This window comes from uncultured Algibacter sp. (assembly GCF_947487605.1).
Taxonomy (GTDB): Bacteria; Bacteroidota; Bacteroidia; order Flavobacteriales; family Flavobacteriaceae; genus Algibacter_D.
On record NZ_CANKXK010000001.1, the window covers coordinates 99893 to 119156 of the forward strand.

16 protein-coding genes are annotated in these 19264 nt (G+C 31.3%); 9 read left to right on the forward strand and 7 right to left on the reverse strand.

Annotated features, from left to right (window positions below; all coding sequences use genetic code 11):
* Positions 1-14: 14 nt before the first annotated feature.
* Both pfkA and Q0739_RS00480 read right to left on the reverse strand, forming a co-directional pair.
* Positions 15-1001 (reverse strand): 6-phosphofructokinase, encoded by a 987-nt coding sequence (gene pfkA, locus Q0739_RS00475; RefSeq protein ID WP_298236731.1) that lies wholly within the window; start codon positions 999-1001, stop codon positions 15-17.
* A gap of 161 nt (positions 1002-1162) precedes the next feature.
* The gene (locus Q0739_RS00480; protein WP_298237064.1) at positions 1163-5539 is read right to left on the reverse strand and encodes a translocation/assembly module TamB; all 4377 of its coding nucleotides are present in this window, start codon (positions 5537-5539) and stop codon (positions 1163-1165) included.
* Positions 5540-5721: 182 nt separating this feature from the next.
* Between Q0739_RS00480 and tsaD the strand changes: the two genes are divergently transcribed.
* From tsaD to Q0739_RS00505, 5 genes are all read left to right on the forward strand, one after another.
* Complete coding sequence (tsaD, locus tag Q0739_RS00485; protein ID WP_298236732.1) at positions 5722-6744, forward strand: tRNA (adenosine(37)-N6)-threonylcarbamoyltransferase complex transferase subunit TsaD; 1023 nt, start codon at positions 5722-5724, stop codon at positions 6742-6744.
* A 114-nt stretch (positions 6745-6858) separates the two neighbouring features.
* Positions 6859-7497: a peptidylprolyl isomerase gene (locus Q0739_RS00490; RefSeq protein ID WP_298236733.1), complete on the forward strand. Its 639-nt coding sequence runs from the start codon at positions 6859-6861 to the stop codon at positions 7495-7497.
* On the forward strand, positions 7497-8201 hold the full coding sequence (locus Q0739_RS00495) for a 16S rRNA (uracil(1498)-N(3))-methyltransferase (RefSeq protein ID WP_298236734.1): 705 nt from the start codon (positions 7497-7499) through the stop codon (positions 8199-8201). The genes Q0739_RS00490 and Q0739_RS00495 overlap by 1 nt, the downstream gene beginning before the upstream one ends.
* A gap of 5 nt (positions 8202-8206) precedes the next feature.
* A complete protein-coding gene (locus Q0739_RS00500) occupies positions 8207-8848 on the forward strand; it encodes a DUF4159 domain-containing protein (RefSeq protein ID WP_298236735.1) in 642 nt (213 codons plus the stop codon).
* Between the two features lie 230 nt (positions 8849-9078).
* Positions 9079-9582 (forward strand): TrmH family RNA methyltransferase, encoded by a 504-nt coding sequence (locus tag Q0739_RS00505; protein WP_298236736.1) that lies wholly within the window; start codon positions 9079-9081, stop codon positions 9580-9582.
* Here the strand turns inward: Q0739_RS00505 and Q0739_RS00510 are convergent.
* From Q0739_RS00510 to Q0739_RS00530, 5 genes are all read right to left on the reverse strand, one after another.
* Positions 9579-10070 carry a GNAT family N-acetyltransferase gene (locus tag Q0739_RS00510; RefSeq protein ID WP_298236737.1) on the reverse strand — a complete coding sequence of 164 codons (492 nt, stop codon included), beginning with the start codon at positions 10068-10070 and terminating at the stop codon, positions 9579-9581. The two genes, Q0739_RS00505 and Q0739_RS00510, sit on opposite strands and share 4 nt — an antisense overlap.
* Position 10071: 1 nt before the next feature.
* Positions 10072-10698, reverse strand: coding sequence for a hemolysin III family protein (locus tag Q0739_RS00515; protein WP_298236738.1), 627 nt, complete (start codon positions 10696-10698; stop codon positions 10072-10074).
* 4 nt (positions 10699-10702) lie between these two features.
* On the reverse strand, positions 10703-11377 hold the full coding sequence (locus Q0739_RS00520; protein ID WP_298236739.1) for a DUF4294 domain-containing protein: 675 nt from the start codon (positions 11375-11377) through the stop codon (positions 10703-10705).
* Between the two features lie 149 nt (positions 11378-11526).
* The gene (locus tag Q0739_RS00525) at positions 11527-15180 is read right to left on the reverse strand and encodes a M1 family aminopeptidase (protein WP_298236740.1); all 3654 of its coding nucleotides are present in this window, start codon (positions 15178-15180) and stop codon (positions 11527-11529) included.
* 33 nt (positions 15181-15213) lie between these two features.
* On the reverse strand, positions 15214-16101 hold the full coding sequence (locus tag Q0739_RS00530; protein ID WP_298236741.1) for an ABC transporter ATP-binding protein: 888 nt from the start codon (positions 16099-16101) through the stop codon (positions 15214-15216).
* A 166-nt stretch (positions 16102-16267) separates the two neighbouring features.
* Here Q0739_RS00530 and Q0739_RS00535 point away from each other — a divergent pair, with 166 nt between their 5' ends.
* From Q0739_RS00535 to Q0739_RS00550, 4 genes are all read left to right on the forward strand, one after another.
* Entirely contained in the window at positions 16268-17356 is a 1089-nt protein-coding gene (locus tag Q0739_RS00535; protein WP_298236742.1) for a M42 family metallopeptidase, read from the forward strand.
* Positions 17357-17464: 108 nt separating this feature from the next.
* Positions 17465-18022 (forward strand): NUDIX domain-containing protein, encoded by a 558-nt coding sequence (locus Q0739_RS00540; protein ID WP_298236743.1) that lies wholly within the window; start codon positions 17465-17467, stop codon positions 18020-18022.
* Positions 18019-18699, forward strand: coding sequence for a PrsW family glutamic-type intramembrane protease (locus Q0739_RS00545; protein ID WP_298236744.1), 681 nt, complete (start codon positions 18019-18021; stop codon positions 18697-18699). The genes Q0739_RS00540 and Q0739_RS00545 overlap by 4 nt, the downstream gene beginning before the upstream one ends.
* A 78-nt stretch (positions 18700-18777) precedes the next feature.
* Complete coding sequence (locus tag Q0739_RS00550) at positions 18778-19263, forward strand: acetyl-CoA carboxylase biotin carboxyl carrier protein subunit (RefSeq protein ID WP_298236745.1); 486 nt, start codon at positions 18778-18780, stop codon at positions 19261-19263.
* Position 19264: the final 1 nt, after the last annotated feature.

The window sequence follows — 19264 nt, forward strand, 5'->3', positions numbered from 1 at the left end:
CTTAGTTATAAATGTTAAGTGCTCATAATATCTGAGACACGCAATAATTCTAAATTTATTTTTGATTTTCCTTTAATAGCATTCTCTAAAGGTGTTAATTCCATTTTATTACTTATTAATCCAACCATGAAGTTAGATTTACCTTCTAACAAGGACTCTACTGCTTTCACTCCCATTCTACTTGCTAAAACACGATCGAAACATGATGGTGCACCGCCTCGTTGCATATGTCCTAAAACAGATACCCGAACATCGTAACCTTCCATGTTTTCATCAACGTATTCTTTTAATTCGAAGATGTTTTTTCCTATTTTATCACCTTCAGCAACAATAACAATACTTGAAGATTTTCCTGATTTTCTACTTTTATTTAAAGAATCAACTAGTCTATCTAAGCCTAAATCTTCTTCAGGTATAAGGATTTCTTCAGCACCACCAGCAATTCCAACATTTAATGCAATATGACCAACATCACGCCCCATAACCTCAATAAAGAATAACCTGTTATGCGAACTTGCAGTGTCTCGTATTTTATCAATTGCTTCTACAACTGTGTTTTGTGCTGTATCAAACCCTAAAGTGTGTGAGGTTCCAAAAATATCATTATCAATAGTTCCAGGGATTCCCATTACTGGGAAATCGAATTCTTGATTAAAAATTAGGGCTCCTGTAAAAGTTCCATCGCCACCAATGGCAACAAGGCCTCCAATTCCAGCAGCAACTAAATGATCGAATGCTTTTTGTCTACCTTCTTTGGTTCTAAATTCTTTTGAACGAGCCGATTTTAGTATAGTACCTCCTTTGTTTATTATCCCTTTAACACTACGGGCATTCATCTCAACAAAGTCGCCTTCCATTAAGCCTTCGTAGCCTCTATAAATACCAATACATTCTATATTATGATATGCACAAGTTCTAACAACCGAACGAACTGCAGCATTCATTCCTGGAGAATCCCCTCCTGAAGTAAATACTCCTATTTTTTTTATCGTTTTTGGCATAAATTTTTCTAATTTGAAAGGTAAAATTACTAAACAAAAAGCACATATCTATAGCATTTACAGTAATTTAATGGGTCTGTTAATACTATAACGTTTTAGTTAATAAAAAAACCACATTTGTTATTATATTCAAGAGAAAATAATATTTAAAACGCCTGTTTTTAGTTCTCAGAAGATGATTTTATACTTATAAAATCTGGAAGAGGTTCTTCCTTTTTTTCTATAATTTCTTCTTCTGAAGCTTTATTTTTTTTCTTTGAATTTTTAAATAATCCCTGAATTAATTCTTTAAATGTATCGAAATCTAGGTTATAAGCAATACCAATACCTTGAGTATACCCAATTTCTTCACCAAAATTACGAATGCTATTTTCCCTATTAAATACTTTTGCTGTTAAAGTACCCTCTTCATTTAGGAGAAAATCTATTTCTACATCACCAGCAATAACTGTATCGGTAGCATCTGCCCCACCAACTGGCACCCCTACCTTACCATTTATAAGAACACGGTCACTAATTTGTGTTTGTAGGGTAACCCCAAAACGATCGTTCGTTCTATAATCAGGTCTATTTTGACCAGCTTCATAATTTAATCCTAAATTAAATTTACTATCGCCGCTAGAAAAAATACCATTAATAATTCCATTAAGTCTTTCGGCTATAGTACCAGAGAAATTTAACTCGTTTAAACCTTTAGAAAATGACCCAGTAGAAAGTAAATATAGTGCTTGATTTTGTCTGTCGTCTTGCGATTCCAACCTGTATTGAAGCTCGGATTTAATGGTTGAATTTACGTTAGGAAATTCAAAATTAAAGTCTGGATCAGGTTGCTCTAAATCTCCTACTAAACTAATATTTAATTCTACAGGAATACTCCTGTTTATAGGATTATCAAGTAAAGGTGAAGGATTTGCTTGTGTTTTATAAATAGCTAGCATGTTTAATTGTGCTTTAAGCGGGTCTCCTTCCCATGCAATTGTTCCTCCTGGTTGCACCACAAACTCTTTCTGTATTAACCCTCCATAGGCAAAATTATAAACACCTTCGAATACTGAAAAATCTCCCCACATATTGAACTTTCCATTGGTGTTTATCTCAACTAAAAGCCCACCGCGACCATTCCCTTTTAGGGCATGACCTGTATTTTTATCTATAATAATTTCTAAATCTGCATCTTCTGTTACATCTAAATCAAAATCTAATTCTAGACCTTTTATCTCGTTAAAAACTATTTCTTTACCATCAATACGTGCTTGCTTTTCCTTTTTAGTAACAAAATGTATAAATGAATTATCTCCAAATGACTCCGTATCGTTTAAAGGAATTTTAAAAACAGTTCCAGCTTTTGTTTCTCCAACCACACTAATAACTAATTGTTCTGTAGGACCTTTTATACTAGCTGTACCACCTATAAAGCCCGTGCCAAAATAAAGGGATTCTTCTTTTTCTTCGGTATCAAGTACTAATAATCTTTGCGTTTCAATATTTAAATCTAAGCGCCATTTCGATAAGTTAATATGGCTAAGCGAACCATTTAATTCTCCATTTGAATTATGTCTTGTATCGGTAATTTGTAAATCTTTAAAAACAAAACTTTGATCTTTTAAACCAACAATAGCATTGTTGTTGAATTGATAATCAACGTTGAGATAAGGGATTCTAAATCCAGAGTCGTTTAATTTTAGTTCGCCATCTATATCGGGCTTTTTTAAATCGCCATGTACTCTGGCTTTTCCAGACACCTTACCACGAATATCTGATAAAACATCTTCTAATAATGGATTTAATGGGATTAAATTAAACTCATCAAAATTAAGATCTACATCAATATTTGATCGTTTACCTCTAACACTAATATCTCCGTTAGCACTAAAAGACTTTGAATCATCATCTTTAATAGAAACATCTACACTATAATTGGTTAAATTTTCATTGCCAGTAATTGTTGCATCAAAAGAACCTAAAGGGAAGTTATTCACTTTAAAATTATCTATTACTATTGTTGAATTTGGCAAATAACTTCCATTTTTTTGAAGAATATCTAGCTTTCCATTCACATTACCTGCTAAAGCTAAACTATCTATATCTGGCGTTATTTTAGATAAGTCTATGTCTTTAAAATTAAGTTTTAAATCTTTTTGGGTTGAGTCTCTAATAAAACCAGACAGTTTAATTTCTTCATCATTATGATTGATTCTTAACTTATCAATATTAAATTTTGACAAATCTTTATTGAATGCTATTTTATTAAATCTGTCGTCAATTTCGTTTATAGACCAATTATAATCCTTAATAATAACATCGGACTTTTTAAAGCCTATAACAGATTCATTATCCTGATTAATAGTATGATAAAAACTTAAATTGTAAATATCTTTATTACGCTTACCACCTTTAAACTCTGAGCGCATAAATAAGGTATCATTAATAGTAGCATTAATTAGACTGAACTTTGAAACGTCGTAATAATCTGTTTTCACACTATCAATCTCGACGTAGGTATTAAATAATGGGTTACTATTATCTACTTGAATTTCAACATTTTCAACAAAATTATTTTTAAGTTTTATTTTAGGTGATTTAAAGGTAAGTCTAAATTCTTTTTCATCGCTTTCCACACTCCCACGCAAATACGTATTGGTTCCAACTTCGATTTCTGGAAAAAATACTTCTAAAATTTTATTATATATTTTAAAATTAAAATCGACACGCTGGTTATCTTCTACATTATGTGGAATGTAGTTAGCATAAATGTTTCCAAGTGAATTTTCGAATAACTTTTTAAGGTCTTTAAATGAAAATCTACCATTCATTGAGCCTTCAATAATATCTGGAGAACTTACGTCTATATATCGTATACTATTATTGAATTGGGAATTGATATTAAATTCTTTAAAAAAATAAGTATTGTGCTCATTTTTATAAGTAGTATTGGTTAAACTAATTTTTCCAACAGCATCATCAAAACTACTACCATTAACATTCATTTTTAAAGAACTATCAAAAAGAGAAATACTATCTTTCTTTATAAAATTTAGCGCATTCAAGTTTGCATAATCTACTTTGGATTGAAAATCATATTTCCTTACATCTTCAGAAAAATCAACAAGACCACTAAAATTCATTGCCAAATTTGTATCATTGATAGATAGATTTCCATCAAAAATTCTATTTCTAATCGTTCCAGCAACCTTAGTTGCTTTATAATTATATTTATTAAAGTTTACACTAAATACATCTCCTTGTACTTCTGTATTTATAGTTTCTGCTACAAACCCCTTTCCTTTAACATCTAAATCTAAAGAAACATTGCCAACATTTGGGTCTTCAATTAAGGTTCCTAAATCGAAGTCTTCTAATATTACTTTACCACTATATTTAGCATCATCGATATTCTTTATTTCTGTAATCTCAAGATTAGAATCTACAAAACCCAATTCTGTATCAATCTCTATATCTGCATTAACGGTAGACGATGTAACTTTTGAAGTTCCAACTATTCTAAACTTCCCCAATCGATCAAATGAAGAAGGTATAGCAGCTCCTAAAACATTAGGTAATAACGATTTTAAGTCGTTATAGGTAGATGATAAATTCTGAAACTTACCATCCATCAAAAAATTATCTGGTTCTTTATTAAACAAGTTTTTAAAATTAATATCACCATAAATCTTGGTGTTTCTACTTGTGTTTAATCTTAAATTAGATGTCTGTAAATTATTTAATGTTCCCGATAAATCTACATCGAACCGCGCTTTTTGTCCCACGCCAAATTCATTATAAATGGTGTTAAGTTCATCTAACAACACATTAGAATTTTTAAAGCTTGCTGAAATTAAAACTTTATCGGTAAAATATTGAAGATCTTCTCGCTTATAAGAAAACTTTAAATCCCCCTTTAAAACGGAATTTGGTGTATTAATTTGAAGATTATCAAACGTCATGTCTTGTAAAGTATACTTGAAATCGGTCATCATATTCTTCAAAACGATTCCTCTACTCGCTTTTAGCCCTAATGTGTTTATTCTAGCACTAACATCACTGCCTTTAATTAAAAAATTCGTTGCGTTAATATTTAGGTCGTAAAAATCAACAACCTTGGCGTTCTCTCTATTTTCATCTATCAACCTAAAATGGCCATCATAAATAGATACATCGCTTGACGATAATAAAAACGAACCATCTCCTTTTGTTGGGTTATCGCCTTCTAGTTTAGCAACAAAAACGTCTAAATTAGTATCCTTTGCTCCTTCATAGGTTTTTATATTAAATACCAAGTTCATAATATCAATATCTCCAAATACTAATTTTCCTTGATAAAGATTTCGAAAACTTAATATTGATGTATTTAATTCGGTTATATTAATAAGTGTATCTTTCTTGTAATCTTCAACATAAATATTTTTAAGTTCAATGTCTCCATTAAATTGCAAACCAACTTTGTCTATATTAATATTGGTACCAAAGTCTTCATTTATACGTTTTGTCGCATAATTACCTAAACTTGTCTGAACAGCAGGAATAGAAAATACCAACACCAAAATGATGAATAAAAGCAGTAAAATAGCTGCTAACTTGTATAGTATTTTAAGGACTTTTTTGATGTTGCTAAAGTTATAACTTTATTAAGAATAAACTACATTTGCATATACGGAATAATGAATTAAGCAGACGTTTATTCGTATTCAAAATTAACAATTATTGTGCCTAATATTTATTAATGTCTTCACAAAATATTTACATTCTCGGAATTGAATCGTCATGCGACGATACTGCTGCTGCTGTAATACATAACGGCAAAATTTTAAGCAATGTTGTTGCTAATCAAAAAATACATGAAGCTTATGGTGGTGTTGTACCAGAATTGGCCTCTCGAGCGCATCAACAAAACATTGTTCCTGTAGTACATGAAGCACTTAAAATAGCCAATGTTTCTAAAGAACAATTAAATGCCATTGCTTTTACTAGTGGTCCAGGTTTAATGGGTTCTTTACTAGTTGGAACTTCCTTTGCCAAGTCTCTAGCACTTGGCTTAAATATTCCACTAATTGATGTTAACCACATGAAAGCACATATTTTAGCGCATTTTATAGATGAAGAAGGATTTAATAAACCGCCGTTTCCATTTTTAGCGATGACAATTTCAGGCGGTCATACTCAAATTGTTAAGGTTGATAGCTATTTCGACATGACTGTTTTAGGAGAAACTATTGACGATGCTGTTGGTGAAGCATTCGATAAAAGCGGAAAAATACTAGGTTTAGGCTATCCTGCAGGTCCAGAAATTGATAAACGCGCAAAGCTAGGAAACCCAAAAGCCTTTAAATTTACTAAACCAAAAGTAGCTGGATTAAATTTTAGTTTTTCTGGGTTAAAAACAGCTATTTTATATTTTATCCAGAGAGAAGTTCAAGCAAATTCGAATTTTATTAAAGAAAACCTTAATGATATTTGTGCATCCATTCAATATACAATTATTGGAATTTTAATAGAAAAATTGAAATTAGCGAGTAAAGAAACTAACATCAAACACATTGCTATAGGTGGTGGTGTATCTGCAAATTCTGGTATTAGGCAAGCTCTTAAAGATGGTGAACAAAAATTTGGCTGGACAACCTATATCCCAAAATTTGAATTCACAACCGATAATGCAGCTATGATTGCTATTGTTGGTTATTTAAAATACTTAGAAGGTAACTTTGCAGAACAAAATGTAATGGCATCGGCACGGTTAAAAATTTAAACAATCATTCTTAATTTAAGTTATAAACAATCCTATCTTAAAAACTTAGTCTAAAATCATTTTAGCATTACATATTTAAGTATAAATTTGGATTTGAATTATAAACCCACAATAATGCTTAAAAACATCCTACTCTACTTATTTATTATTACTTCTTCATTAGCTTCATCACAAAACTCTATAGAAAAAGATTTAGACAGTGTAACAAGTTTTGAAAAAGCCCAAGAATATTTAAAAACAAAAACTTTTAAAAAGAATAAATTCATAGTTTTTAATGAAGAAAAGCACAAGACCACTATTGCTAAAGACCTTTTAAAACTTGGCTTAGGTGGTACAAAAACCTACGAAAACGATTATGAAAAAACAGTCTATAAAGTTATAGAAAAAGCTGAAATTCCTTCATACAGAGCTTCATATATTTATTTAGATGGTACAAAACATACATCAAGTAAAATAGAGGCTATTCAAAAAACCATCATTAGAAAATATAAAGATGGTGCTGGTTTCGGCTTTCTCGCAAAACAATATTCCATGGATGCCAGCGGTAAAAGAGGTGGCGATTCTGGTTGGTTTGCAAAATCTGATTATAATACAGCCATACAAAATCTTATTATTAATGACGACCATGGTTTAGACGCTATTTTTAAAGCAGAAATAACATCTAAAAATGCTTATTACGTTATTTTGAAAACTTTTGAACCAAAAAGTATTTCAGAAATTAAAGTTTTAAAGATTATTGACGACATTGAATAATGCAGCTATTCTATAATCCTGAAATATCCGAAAATACCACGCAATTTTCTTTTAACAGAGAAGAAAGTAAACACATCGTAAAAGTATTGCGTAAAAAACAGGGAGATAGATTACAAATTACAAATGGCAAAGGATTGCTTTTTAATGCAGAGATAGCTATTCCCGACATTAAAAATTGCTTGGTACACATACTATCAGAAACGAAGCAACCAAAACATAATTACAAGCTTCATTTAGCCGTTGCTCCTACCAAAATGAATGATCGTTACGAATGGTTCTTAGAAAAAGCGACCGAAATTGGTGTAGATACTATCACGCCTATTATTTGCGACCGTAGTGAACGCAAAGTTATAAAACATGAACGTTTCGAAAAGATAATACAATCTGCAATGAAACAATCTCTAAACTACCACTTACCTAAATTAAATGAAGCTATTTCATTTAAAAATTTTGTTGAACAAGATTTTGAAGGTGATTTGTTTATTGCACATTGTGAAGAAACAGATAAAAAATCGCTAAAACAACAATTAAAGCCTAATCAAAATATTACTATTTTAATTGGTCCAGAAGGTGATTTTAGTGTTAAAGAAATCGAAATGGCTTTAGAAAACAAGTTTATTCCAGTAACTTTGGGAGAAACGCGATTACGAACCGAAACGGCAGCAATTGTAGCATGTCATTCGGTGGCTTTTGTAAACGAATAAATTGTATGAAGTTATATTTATCATTTTTCTTATTTCTTTTTTCTATTTCAGTTTTTAGTCAAGATTTAGCTATATTAAAATACAAAGGTGGTGGTGATTGGTATGGGAATCCAACAGCTTTACCAAACTTAATTACCTATTGCAATAATAACATAAACACTAAAATAAACCCGAATCCACAAACGGTAGAGGTTGGGAGTCTTGATTTATTTCAATATCCATTAGTACACATGACGGGACATGGCAACGTGTTTTTTAATGAGGATGATGCTAAAAACCTACGAAACTATTTAATTTCTGGTGGTTTTTTACACATTGATGACAACTACGGAATGGAACCTTACATTACTAAAGAACTTAAAAAAGTATTTCCAAATACAGAACTAGTTGAGCTACCTGTAAACCATCCTATATTCAATGTAGCATATAAATTTAATTCTGGTCTTCCTAAAATACATGAGCATGATGGAAAACGCCCGCAAGCTTTTGGCATTTTTCATGAAAACAGATTAGTACTACTATTTACTTATGAAAGTGATTTAGGTGATGGTTGGGAAGATGAAGCTATACATAACGACCCGCCAGATGTAAGAGAAAAAGCACTAAAAATGGGCGCGAATATTATTAAATATGCTTTTGAAAATTAATTTTCATATCTTTAATGAATGGACATGGAGAATAAAATAAAGAAACATCATATTGGAGTGAAACTGTTTGCGTTCATTCTAGTACTTGCATTTATTTCACTTCCATTATCTTCTTTAAATGTGCACAGTTTTTCTAATAAAACTGGGGTGTATATTTGTAACTCATCTTTTATGTGTTTCCCAATATCAACTCACCTATCATATTATTGCTCTGATTATCATTAATAAATTTGCAGCTAAACCACTATAATACAAGTTTCAAAAAACAAAGTTTCCCAATAACTCTGGTTTGCGATAATGTTACTAACGCTCCTAATATTGGTAGCTTGTTTCGTATTGCTGATGCTTTTGGAACTGAAAAATTAATTCTTTGTGGAAGAAATATTGTACTAGGTCGTAAAATAGCCAAAACATCTAGAGCAACAGAAAAAATGGTTACTTATGAAATTAAAGATTCTGCTGAAAACGTTGTAAAGGATTTTTTAGACAACGATTATCAAATAATTGCATTAGAAATCACAGATTCTAGCATCCCAATAACCGAGTTTAACTTTAGTAAAGAAAAACCAATCTGTTTGATTATAGGTGATGAAAATTTTGGAATTTCAGAAGCGATATTAAATATGGCGCATGCGGTAATTCATATTAATATGTTTGGCCAAAACAGTAGTATGAATGTTGTTCAAGCTTGTAATATTGCACTATATGAAATAACTAAACAATTAAAAGCTTAAAGCTTTTTTATCATTTCATAGTCATCCATAACAAAGCCACTACCTATGTCTGTGACTAAAGGACCAACATTAATAAAACCTAGTTTCTCATAGGCTTTTATTGAATTAATGTTGTTTATATTTACCGTAAGTCTGATAGAATTCAAATGATATGCATTCGCTTTTTCTTCAATAAAAAACATTGCAGACTTACCTATTTTTTTTCCTCGATATGAACTTAAAACATAAATTTTACTCAAGAAAAGAGCCGCTTCTTCTTTTTTAATTGAAATATAGCCAACAGTATTTGAATTATAATGTATCATAAAATATTCATACCCATCTTGTACCTGAGACGCAATTGCTTCAGTAGACTGATATTTATCCAACATGTAGTCTATTTGAGGCTTACCAACAATAGGAATGTAATGTTCTCGCCAAATGGTATCTGCCAATTGAGCAATAACTTCAAAGTTAGACTTTGTATTTGCTTTTCTAAATTCAATCATATCAAATCACATATTCAAAAATCATAAAAAAATGAAAAACAGCACCCGCTAAAACAAACAAATGCCAAATAACATGATTATAAGGAATTCTTTCAATAACATAAAACACAATCCCTAAAGTATAAGCTAAACCACCCGCAAAAAGTAATAATACGCCATTTGGGTCTATGCTTTCTGATAGATTTGAAAAATCAAAAACTATAAGCCAACCCATTATTAGATATAGCACTGTAGAGAAAATCTCAAATTTTCCTGTAAAAAATAATTTTAAAACAACGCCAAATCCTGCTATTCCCCAAACAATATAAAATAGCGTCCAGCCCAAGCTCTGCTCTAAAGAAATTAATAAAACTGGTGTATATGTTCCAGCAATAAGAAGATAAATACTTATATGATCTATAATCCTGAAATAGTGTTTACGCTTCTCTCCTTTTACAGCATGATATAAAGTAGAAGCGCTAAAAAGTATTATGATTGAAATACCATACACGATTACACTAAACAAACTCCAATCTGTTTTAGATGTATTACAAGTAATAAGCAAGATTAATGCAGCAATACCAAAGACAACACCAATAGCATGCGATATAGCATTTAGCTTTTCTTCGAAAGGCGACTGAATACGCATGAAATTATTTGGTATTTGAACCCAACCACTTATCTGTTAAGTCGTAGAAATCGAAATCTATAGCCGATTTTTGACGTTCCAAACGACCACTTTGAAAGTTACGTTGCAGAATGTCTTCAATTAAGTAATCTTCTTTTTCATTAACGGGATCAAACTCTCGTTTTAAAGAAATATCGAACATATTAGCCGTTGTATTATACCAAAAGGCGCGCCAGCCACTTCGCAATTCTTTCACTAAATTAAAAGTTGTACGACCTGTTTGTCGATGGATAAGCTTAACCAAAATTTGCCCTTCTGTTCTGGTCATTTTTTTTAATTCATCTGAAAACTCACCCTCAATATATTTTTGAATCATTTTAGTATATCGCTTTTTATCGCGTTTCCTAGTTAAAGATTCTAATCTAGTATTTAAAGAGTCAAGTCTATCTGCCGCCATTTTTGCATAAGGATATACTTTTATGGTTTTCCTTCTTAGAATTAAATAACGAATCCTATCTTTTTTACTATCAAACTTAAGCTTGTGTAAAAGCATTACTTCATCCAAATCGATTACCGTTCTTGGTACCGAATCGCCTTCAATAATCAAATACTCGACCTCCGTTGAGTCCTGTTCAACTTCATTAGTTTGAGCAAACATGATAACAGGAATAAAAAGTAATATATATTTAAGAAAATTCATTTAAAATGTACTGGAGCATTTAGTATGCCAAAATTACTAATTTACTAAATGATAACTCTTAATTTTATCTGAATATTATGCTTTTAAAAAATAAAACTCACCAATAAATTAATATCAATGAGCTTAAAATTTAATAAAGACGAACTGTGCTAAAACCGCCTTCTATTATCATCCGATTTGGTATCAATAAGTTTATTATAAGGATCGACTCCTACCTCAACTGGCTCTTTATCAACTATGATACTTAGTTTATTATTTATAGAAGTTATTTTATGTTTCTTCAAGTATAATTCTATTTCTTTTGTTTCTCCATCCACTTCTTCTTCAGCAAAAACACCAATATCAACATAATCGGCAAGAGGTACAGACAATAGCGGTTTTCTCATAGATTCTGTTTGATAAGACAAGGTATCTCCTACTTTCTCGCCATAATACTTCTTTCCTTTATCATCATTTCTATACTTACCAACTTCAAATTCTATATCCACCTGAAATTTACCATTATCTAGTTTTTTAGAGTCAACCTTTACTATCCTGTTGTTGTATAATGTAATGGTTTCAAACATATCTTTTATAGTATATTTTAAAGAATCTGGAGTAGCTTCTCTTATAAAATCGACCATTTCTATTGACGTTGTATAGGGTGGCTTTTGAAACTTAACTTTTTCAACATATTTTTTAAGCGCATTATTTAAAACATCTTCTCCTATATAATCGCTCAAGGCGTAAAAAACCAAGGAGCCTTTTTGATATCTAATGTAAGGTTGTCCATCGTTATACATTAACGATTTTTCACGTTTTCTTTCAAAGGTTCTTCGCGTTAAATAATCATCTAAAGCCTTTTTTAGAAACTTTCGCATCTTACTTTTACCATGCTCGTGTTCAAGAACTTTAAGCGACACATACTCTGATAAACTTTCAGACATCATGGTTGCTCCCAAAACATCGGCACCTATAACTTGATGTGCCCACCATTGATGAGCTACTTCGTGCACCGTTATTGCAAATGGATAATCGACACCACCTTCTTCACTTTCATCAACATCGGCTATAAATCCAACACCTTCCGAAAACGGAATGGTATTAGGAAATGACTGTGCAAAACTACCTGAAGTTCTAGGGAATTCAATAATTCTTGCCTGCCTATGTTGATACGGGCTAAAGTTTTTAGAATTATATTCTAACGACGCTTTCATCCCTTCCATCATGCGCTCTAAATTATAATCATGAGGTTTATGATAATAAATTTCTAAATTAACATCATTCCATTTATCTTTTTTAACTTGATATCTAGCAGAATTAAATGCATAAAAATTTAAAATTTTACTATCCATTTTATAATGAAAATAGCGTCTTCCATTATCGACCCATTCTTTCTGTAAATATCCTGGAGCTATTGCAATCTGATCTTCTGATGTGCTAACCGTAGCTTCAAAATCTATCCAATCTGAATCCTTTGATATATAAGTATTACCCAAAGCCGTTGAATCTGAAGGATGTGGTTTTAACTCATTTTCGGGTAGCTCATATTTTTTTCTCGTCTCATCATCAGATAGTTCCCCTTCTGTGCTATAGCCTAGAGAAGGGAAAACTTGAAAATTATTAATAAACGTTCCATTTTCTAATACTGGTGAATTCTTTCTTAAAAGTGTATTCGGCTTATTCCAAACTTCGAAATTCAATTTTAAAGTGTCTCCAGGTTGCAATCCTTTTTGAAGTTTATAAATATCGAAATTATAAAGTGTGTCTTCAGAAACAAGTGTATTTGCTTCATTAAATTCAAATGTACTTGGGTAATCGTTGTGGTTTAATAAAATACTATCAATAACTTTTTCCGTTTTATTAACCATTACATAAGTCCCGCTACCTTTAAAGTTTAGTTCTTTAGGAAAGATATTCATTGCTGCTTTTACAGAAACAATCCTAGGTTGTAAGGTGTTTTCATACTTTTTATATTTCTTTTCGTATTCTACACGCTGTTGTTCACTTTCTTTATTTGAAGTATACACGTTTTCAATATTATTAGTATAATATATACCAAAGCCTATAGCTAAAAACGTAATTAAAACAGTAATAAATGCTAATCTAGTACCTCCAGTAAAACGTGATTTAAATATAGAAAGACGCTCTTTAAACGAATGTGGTAATCCGCGAACCCAAAATAGTCCAGACAGAATTAATAACCCAATACCTGCTATAAACCAATACAGCTTGTAAACAAAATACTTGGGAAGTGTACCGCCATAACCATTCATATCAGAATAACTAAAAGACGCTCCACGATTGTATTTAAAAACTGGTTGTTCAATAAGTGAAGAAAAAATTAATGGAAATCCTATTAAAACAACTATAAGTATAAAAAGCCCCAAATAAGGTTTTTTTACCAAGGTTTGAATAAACAATGCCAACTTAGCCCATATAGCAAATTGTATGAATCGAATTAAATACAATTCCTTGATATAATGTCCAAGTTCAAAATCGAAAAAGCCTTTGTAAATTTGAAATATTAAACCAGAAACTAATATTACGGTTAAAAGCAATAATATCATTTTTAAAAGTGCGATGTATTTTGATAACAAAAGACTCCAATTAGGAATAGGTGTTGTATCTACTAACTGATTAACATTCGCAATTTTACCACGATGAACCAACATTCCCGCATATAAAAAAATAGAAATAATTATCGAAATACTAAATGCTGCTCCGTTCGAAAGCATCTTCCATGTCATTGGTAATGTTTCTGTACCAAATAAATTACCAACCTCAGACAATGAAATAATCATAATTATAAGACCTACAATTACAATACTTATAAATGGCCAACTTTTAATAATATATTTAAAGTCTACATTAGAAAGTCGCCATGTAGCCTTTAAGTTTTGAACCAAGGAATAATTGAAAACAACTTTTGGTAAATTAATTTTTGTAATGCCACCAAAATTCGATTTTATAGCACGCACACCTTTGTTCTTTTTAAAGTTTAGTGAAATAGCATTCTGGCTAAACGCAAAGAACTTATAAACTAAACCAAAAATTAAAGCCGCAATAGCAAACCAAAGAAGTCTGTTATAAATAACAACCCCTTTTATGGGTAAAGGCAATTCATTTTGTTCTGCAACTGTCCAATAACGTGTATAATAATTTGAAGCACCAGCACCAAATGGGTCTAAAATAGCCGCTAAAAATCTTGTGTCTGGGTCTGAAAATAAGTTTTCTAAAAGACCTTGCCCAAATATAAGTAATACAACCACTATAAAACCAGCAGCTATATTTCTAGTAAAAGCAACTGTTGCGAAAACAATCGCTCCAAATAAAATAACATTAGGAAGTATATAAATAAAATATGTAGTGATATAAGAACTTATATTCAAAGCTCCTACCAAATCACTATTTGTCCCAGGAAGTCTAAACCCTATTATCATTCCAAAAGCAACAAGCATTACAATTAAAGTAACTACAGTTATAGCACTTAAAAATTTAGCAAATAAATAATTTGCTTTTGTAAAAGGATAGGAATATAAGATGGTATGCATCTCACTTTTAAAATCCCTATAAATAGAAACACCTACTATGGAAGGAAATAAAAAGAATATAAATATTGTTAAAGCATTAAATAAGCCAGAAATACCAATAGGAGAATTTACAATTAATGACGAACCAGTTGTTACCGTTAAAAAATCGAAAATACCCGCTGACGATGCCGATAAGAACAAAGACAACAAGAAAAAGATAGCCGCATAAATATAAAATGCTGGTTTTTTAAGCCAATAACTTAATTCGTGTTTGTATATAGTTGTGAACATGAGAATCTGTTTAATTAGATGGTTGAATAAAAATTAAATGCTTTGCAATTCTTCTTGCCTTAAAGCCATAAAATAAACATCATCCAATTGTGGTTTTGCTTTCACAAAATCTTGTGCTGGTTTTTCTAACCCATGTACACGAATATTTAAAGTATTATCTTGATTATAATTAGAAGAAAGCACATTATAGGTTGCTTCCATGCCTTCCAATTCGTCTCTTTGAATCACTTTCGTCCAAATTTGATTTTCAATTTCGGCAGTCGCTTCAATAGGTGTTGTGTGCTTTAAAATACGCCCGCCATTTAATATGGCCATTTCATTACACAACTCTTTAACATCTTCAACAATATGTGTCGAAAAAATTACGGTACAGTTTGTACCAACTTCGCGAAGCACATTTAAAAAACGATTCCGTTCTGCAGGGTCTAAACCTGCTGTAGGCTCATCGACTATAATAAGTTTTGGATTATTTAATAATAATTGAGCAATACCAAAGCGTTGCTTCATACCACCAGAGTAACCAGAAACATTTTTATTTTTAACATCATATAAATTAGTTATTTCTAAAACTTCATTAACTATTTTGTCTCTATCCGTTTTTGAAGCTATCCCTTTAAGGGTTGCAAAATAATGAAGTAGTGCTTCCGCCGACATTTTAGGGTAAACACCAAAAGACTGTGGTAAGTATCCTAGTACTTTTCGTAAGGACATCTTATCTTCTAAAACATTAATATCGCCAAAAGTAATGGATCCTGTATCAGCACTTTGTAATGTAGCAATCGTTCGCATTAAAGATGATTTTCCTGCACCATTTGGTCCAAGTAATCCAAACATTCCTGTTCCTATTTCTAGGCTCAAGTTATCTATTGCCTTAACTCCATTTTTATACGTTTTTGTTAAATCTTTAATGACTAACTTCATAGTTGACTGGTTTATATAATTAAATTATTCAATTAGTATTATAAAAGCCATTTTTGTTACAAAATATTGTTTGTAATATGACATAAAAATTATGAAATCTCTTATTTTTACAAAGTACACGAAATTTAAAAACTTTCTTTAATTCAATAAATAATTTTTCATTGCTATGGCAAACAAAAGTATTCTCAATAAAAAATCAATAGACTTTCTAAGTAAATACCTTAATAACGCTGCTCCTACAGGATACGAATGGGATGGGCAAAAATTATGGATGGATTACTTAAAACCATATGTAGACGAATTTATTACAGACACCTATGGGACTGCTGTAGGCGTTATAAACCCTAAGGCTAAATATAAAGTAGTTATTGAAGGGCATGCCGATGAAATCTCGTGGTATGTAAATTATATTTCGGATAACGGACTTATTTATGTTATTAGAAATGGTGGTAGTGACCACCAAATTGCACCAAGTAAAATTGTAGATATTCACACAAAAAATGGTATTGTAAAAGGTGTTTTTGGTTGGCCAGCAATTCATACTAGGAATAGAGCAAAAGAAGAACCACCAAAACCTGACAATATTTTTATTGATTGTGGTTGTTCGACTAAAGAAGAAGTTGAGAAAAAAGGAATTCATGTGGGATGCGTTATTACCTATCCAGATGAGTTTCATATTTTAAATGGGGATAAATTTGTGTGTCGTGCTTTAGATAATCGCATGGGTGGATTTATGATTGCTGAAGTAGCTAGATTACTTAAAGAGAATAAAAAAACATTGCCTTTTGGATTATACATTACCAATGCGGTTCAAGAAGAAATAGGCTTACGTGGCGCCCAAATGATTACAGAAACCATTAAACCCAACATAGCTATCGTAACCGATGTGACCCACGATACAACAACACCTATGATAGAAAAGAAGAAAGAAGGCCATTTAGAAATTGGCAAAGGTCCAGTTGTTGCTTATGCGCCTGCGGTACAGCAAAAGTTACGCGATTTAATTACAGAAACTGCCGAGGCAAAAAAGATTCCTTTTCAACGTTCTGCCCTATCGCGAGCCACTGGAACAGATACTGATGCTTTTGCTTATAGCAATGGTGGTGTTGCTTCAGCATTAATTTCTTTACCATTACGCTACATGCATACAACCGTTGAAATGGTACATAGAGATGATGTTGAAAACGTAATTAAGCTAATTTATGAATCTTTGCTCAACATAAAGGACGGAGAAACATTTAGCTATTTTGATTAAATTATACACGTCATTGTGATGATGCACGACGAAACAATCTGCTTCTTTTATAATTTCAATTATTAAGAACTACGTCTTACCTCCTCTTAATGACTAATCTTTTTGAATATGGACGAGCTTATAGACATAGTTGACACCAATGGTAACCCTACTGGAAAGTCAGAACTAAAATCGATCATACACCAAAAAGGTTATTATCATAATACTGCACACGTTTGGTTTTATACTAAAAATGGCGATATATTATTATCGCAACGATCTTCAAAGAAAACAATCTGCCCGCTAATGTGGGATGTCTCGGTTGCAGGACATATCGATGCTGGAGAAACAATTGAAAAAGCAGCTATTAGAGAAACCAAAGAAGAAATAGGTTTAACTATTTCTGAAAATAATCTCAACAAAATTGGAGTCTTCGAATGTTTTCAGGCGTACAATAACGGCATTAAAGACAACGAATTTCATAATACTTTTATTTGTCTATTACAGGTACCATTATCAAAATTAAAACCACAAGAAGAAGAAGTTGAAGCTTTAAAACTTGTTTCCATTAAAGATTTTAAAAAACTAATAGATACTGTTGGTGCTAATGATAATCACTTTGTGTCCTCAAACAAAGGTTATTATGAATTTGTTTTACAAGAAATCAAAAACCGCCTTACTAGATGAATTTATTCCTTGTAGCTATTGCTCCAGTTTTTATTATAATTTGCTACATCTATATAAAAGATAAATACGAAAAGGAACCCAAGATCCTTTTGTTTTATAATTTCCTGCTTGGTGCCATTGTCAGCATCATCATTACTACTATACTTTATTATGGGTTTGATATCGTTCTACCATTACCAAACAACACCAGCATATTTCAACAATTTATAAAAGCATTTTTGGTAGTTGGCTTAACCGAAGAATTCAGTAAATACATCATAGTTCGTTATTTCGCTCAAACCAAAAAAGCTTTTAACGAACCTTTTGATGGCATAGTTTACGCTGTCATGGTTTCTATGGGTTTTGCAGCCACCGAAAACATATTTTATGTATTAGAAGGCGGTTATCAAACAGCTTTACTTAGGGCTTTTACAGCAGTACCAGCGCATGCAACTTTTGGAATTTTAATGGGCTACTATATGGGAAAAGCAAAATTCTCTAATAATAAAATTATTTTAAATTTAACAGGGTTGTTATTGGCTGTAATATTTCATGGTGCTTACGACTTTTTCCTTTTTATTGATTTTGTTCCTGGAATTTGGATTGGTGCTTTCGTTTCGTTGATAATTGGCATCATCCTATCAAGGAAAGCAATCAAAAAGCATCAGGATAATTCTATATTTAAAAATTTAAATTAATACTTCAACAGTGTTAGTATTTGTAATTGAATCTACCTAATAAAATCCTTATATTTACTTCTACTAATTAAACTAAATATGAGTAAAAATTTTAATGCCTGTGTTAATAATTCATTCGATTTTGAGATTACCACAGCAGATCTATCGAAAATAGATTCTTTAAAACTTACCGATTCAAAACACCACATACTTAGTGATAACAAATCCTATAATACTGAAGTTATCGCCACTGATTTTAATAAGAAATCATATAAAGTAAAAGTTAACAATAACACGTATAATGTAAATATTTTCAATGAATTAGATGTATTAATTAAAAAAATGGGGTTTTCAGTTGGTTCGACTAAGCAAGTCAATTTTATAAAAGCTCCAATGCCTGGATTAATCTTAGAAATAAATATAAAAGTTGGGCAAGAAGTTAAAGAGAATGACCCGCTTTTAATTCTAGAAGCCATGAAAATGGAAAATATAATCACCTCACCTAGAGACGGAATTATTAAGTCTATAGATGCAAAAAAAGGTGATGCTGTCGAGAAAAACCAACTTCTAATTAATTTCGAATAAA

Bases quoted from the DNA above. Each gene is read 5' to 3' on its own strand.
- pfkA (WP_298236731.1), bottom strand. From the start codon at position 1,001: ATGCCAAAAACGATAAAAAAAATAGGAGTATTTACTTCAGGAGGGGAT.
- tsaD (WP_298236732.1), top strand. From the start codon at position 5,722: ATGTCTTCACAAAATATTTACATTCTCGGAATTGAATCGTCATGCGAC.
- Q0739_RS00490 (WP_298236733.1), top strand. From the start codon at position 6,859: ATGCTTAAAAACATCCTACTCTACTTATTTATTATTACTTCTTCATTA.
- Q0739_RS00495 (WP_298236734.1), top strand. From the start codon at position 7,497: ATGCAGCTATTCTATAATCCTGAAATATCCGAAAATACCACGCAATTT.
- Q0739_RS00500 (WP_298236735.1), top strand. From the start codon at position 8,207: ATGAAGTTATATTTATCATTTTTCTTATTTCTTTTTTCTATTTCAGTT.
- Q0739_RS00510 (WP_298236737.1), bottom strand. From the start codon at position 10,070: ATGATTGAATTTAGAAAAGCAAATACAAAGTCTAACTTTGAAGTTATT.
- Q0739_RS00515 (WP_298236738.1), bottom strand. From the start codon at position 10,698: ATGCGTATTCAGTCGCCTTTCGAAGAAAAGCTAAATGCTATATCGCAT.
- Q0739_RS00520 (WP_298236739.1), bottom strand. From the start codon at position 11,377: ATGAATTTTCTTAAATATATATTACTTTTTATTCCTGTTATCATGTTT.
- Q0739_RS00525 (WP_298236740.1), bottom strand. From the start codon at position 15,180: ATGTTCACAACTATATACAAACACGAATTAAGTTATTGGCTTAAAAAA.
- Q0739_RS00530 (WP_298236741.1), bottom strand. From the start codon at position 16,101: ATGAAGTTAGTCATTAAAGATTTAACAAAAACGTATAAAAATGGAGTT.
- Q0739_RS00535 (WP_298236742.1), top strand. From the start codon at position 16,268: ATGGCAAACAAAAGTATTCTCAATAAAAAATCAATAGACTTTCTAAGT.
- Q0739_RS00540 (WP_298236743.1), top strand. From the start codon at position 17,465: ATGGACGAGCTTATAGACATAGTTGACACCAATGGTAACCCTACTGGA.
- Q0739_RS00545 (WP_298236744.1), top strand. From the start codon at position 18,019: ATGAATTTATTCCTTGTAGCTATTGCTCCAGTTTTTATTATAATTTGC.
- Q0739_RS00550 (WP_298236745.1), top strand. From the start codon at position 18,778: ATGAGTAAAAATTTTAATGCCTGTGTTAATAATTCATTCGATTTTGAG.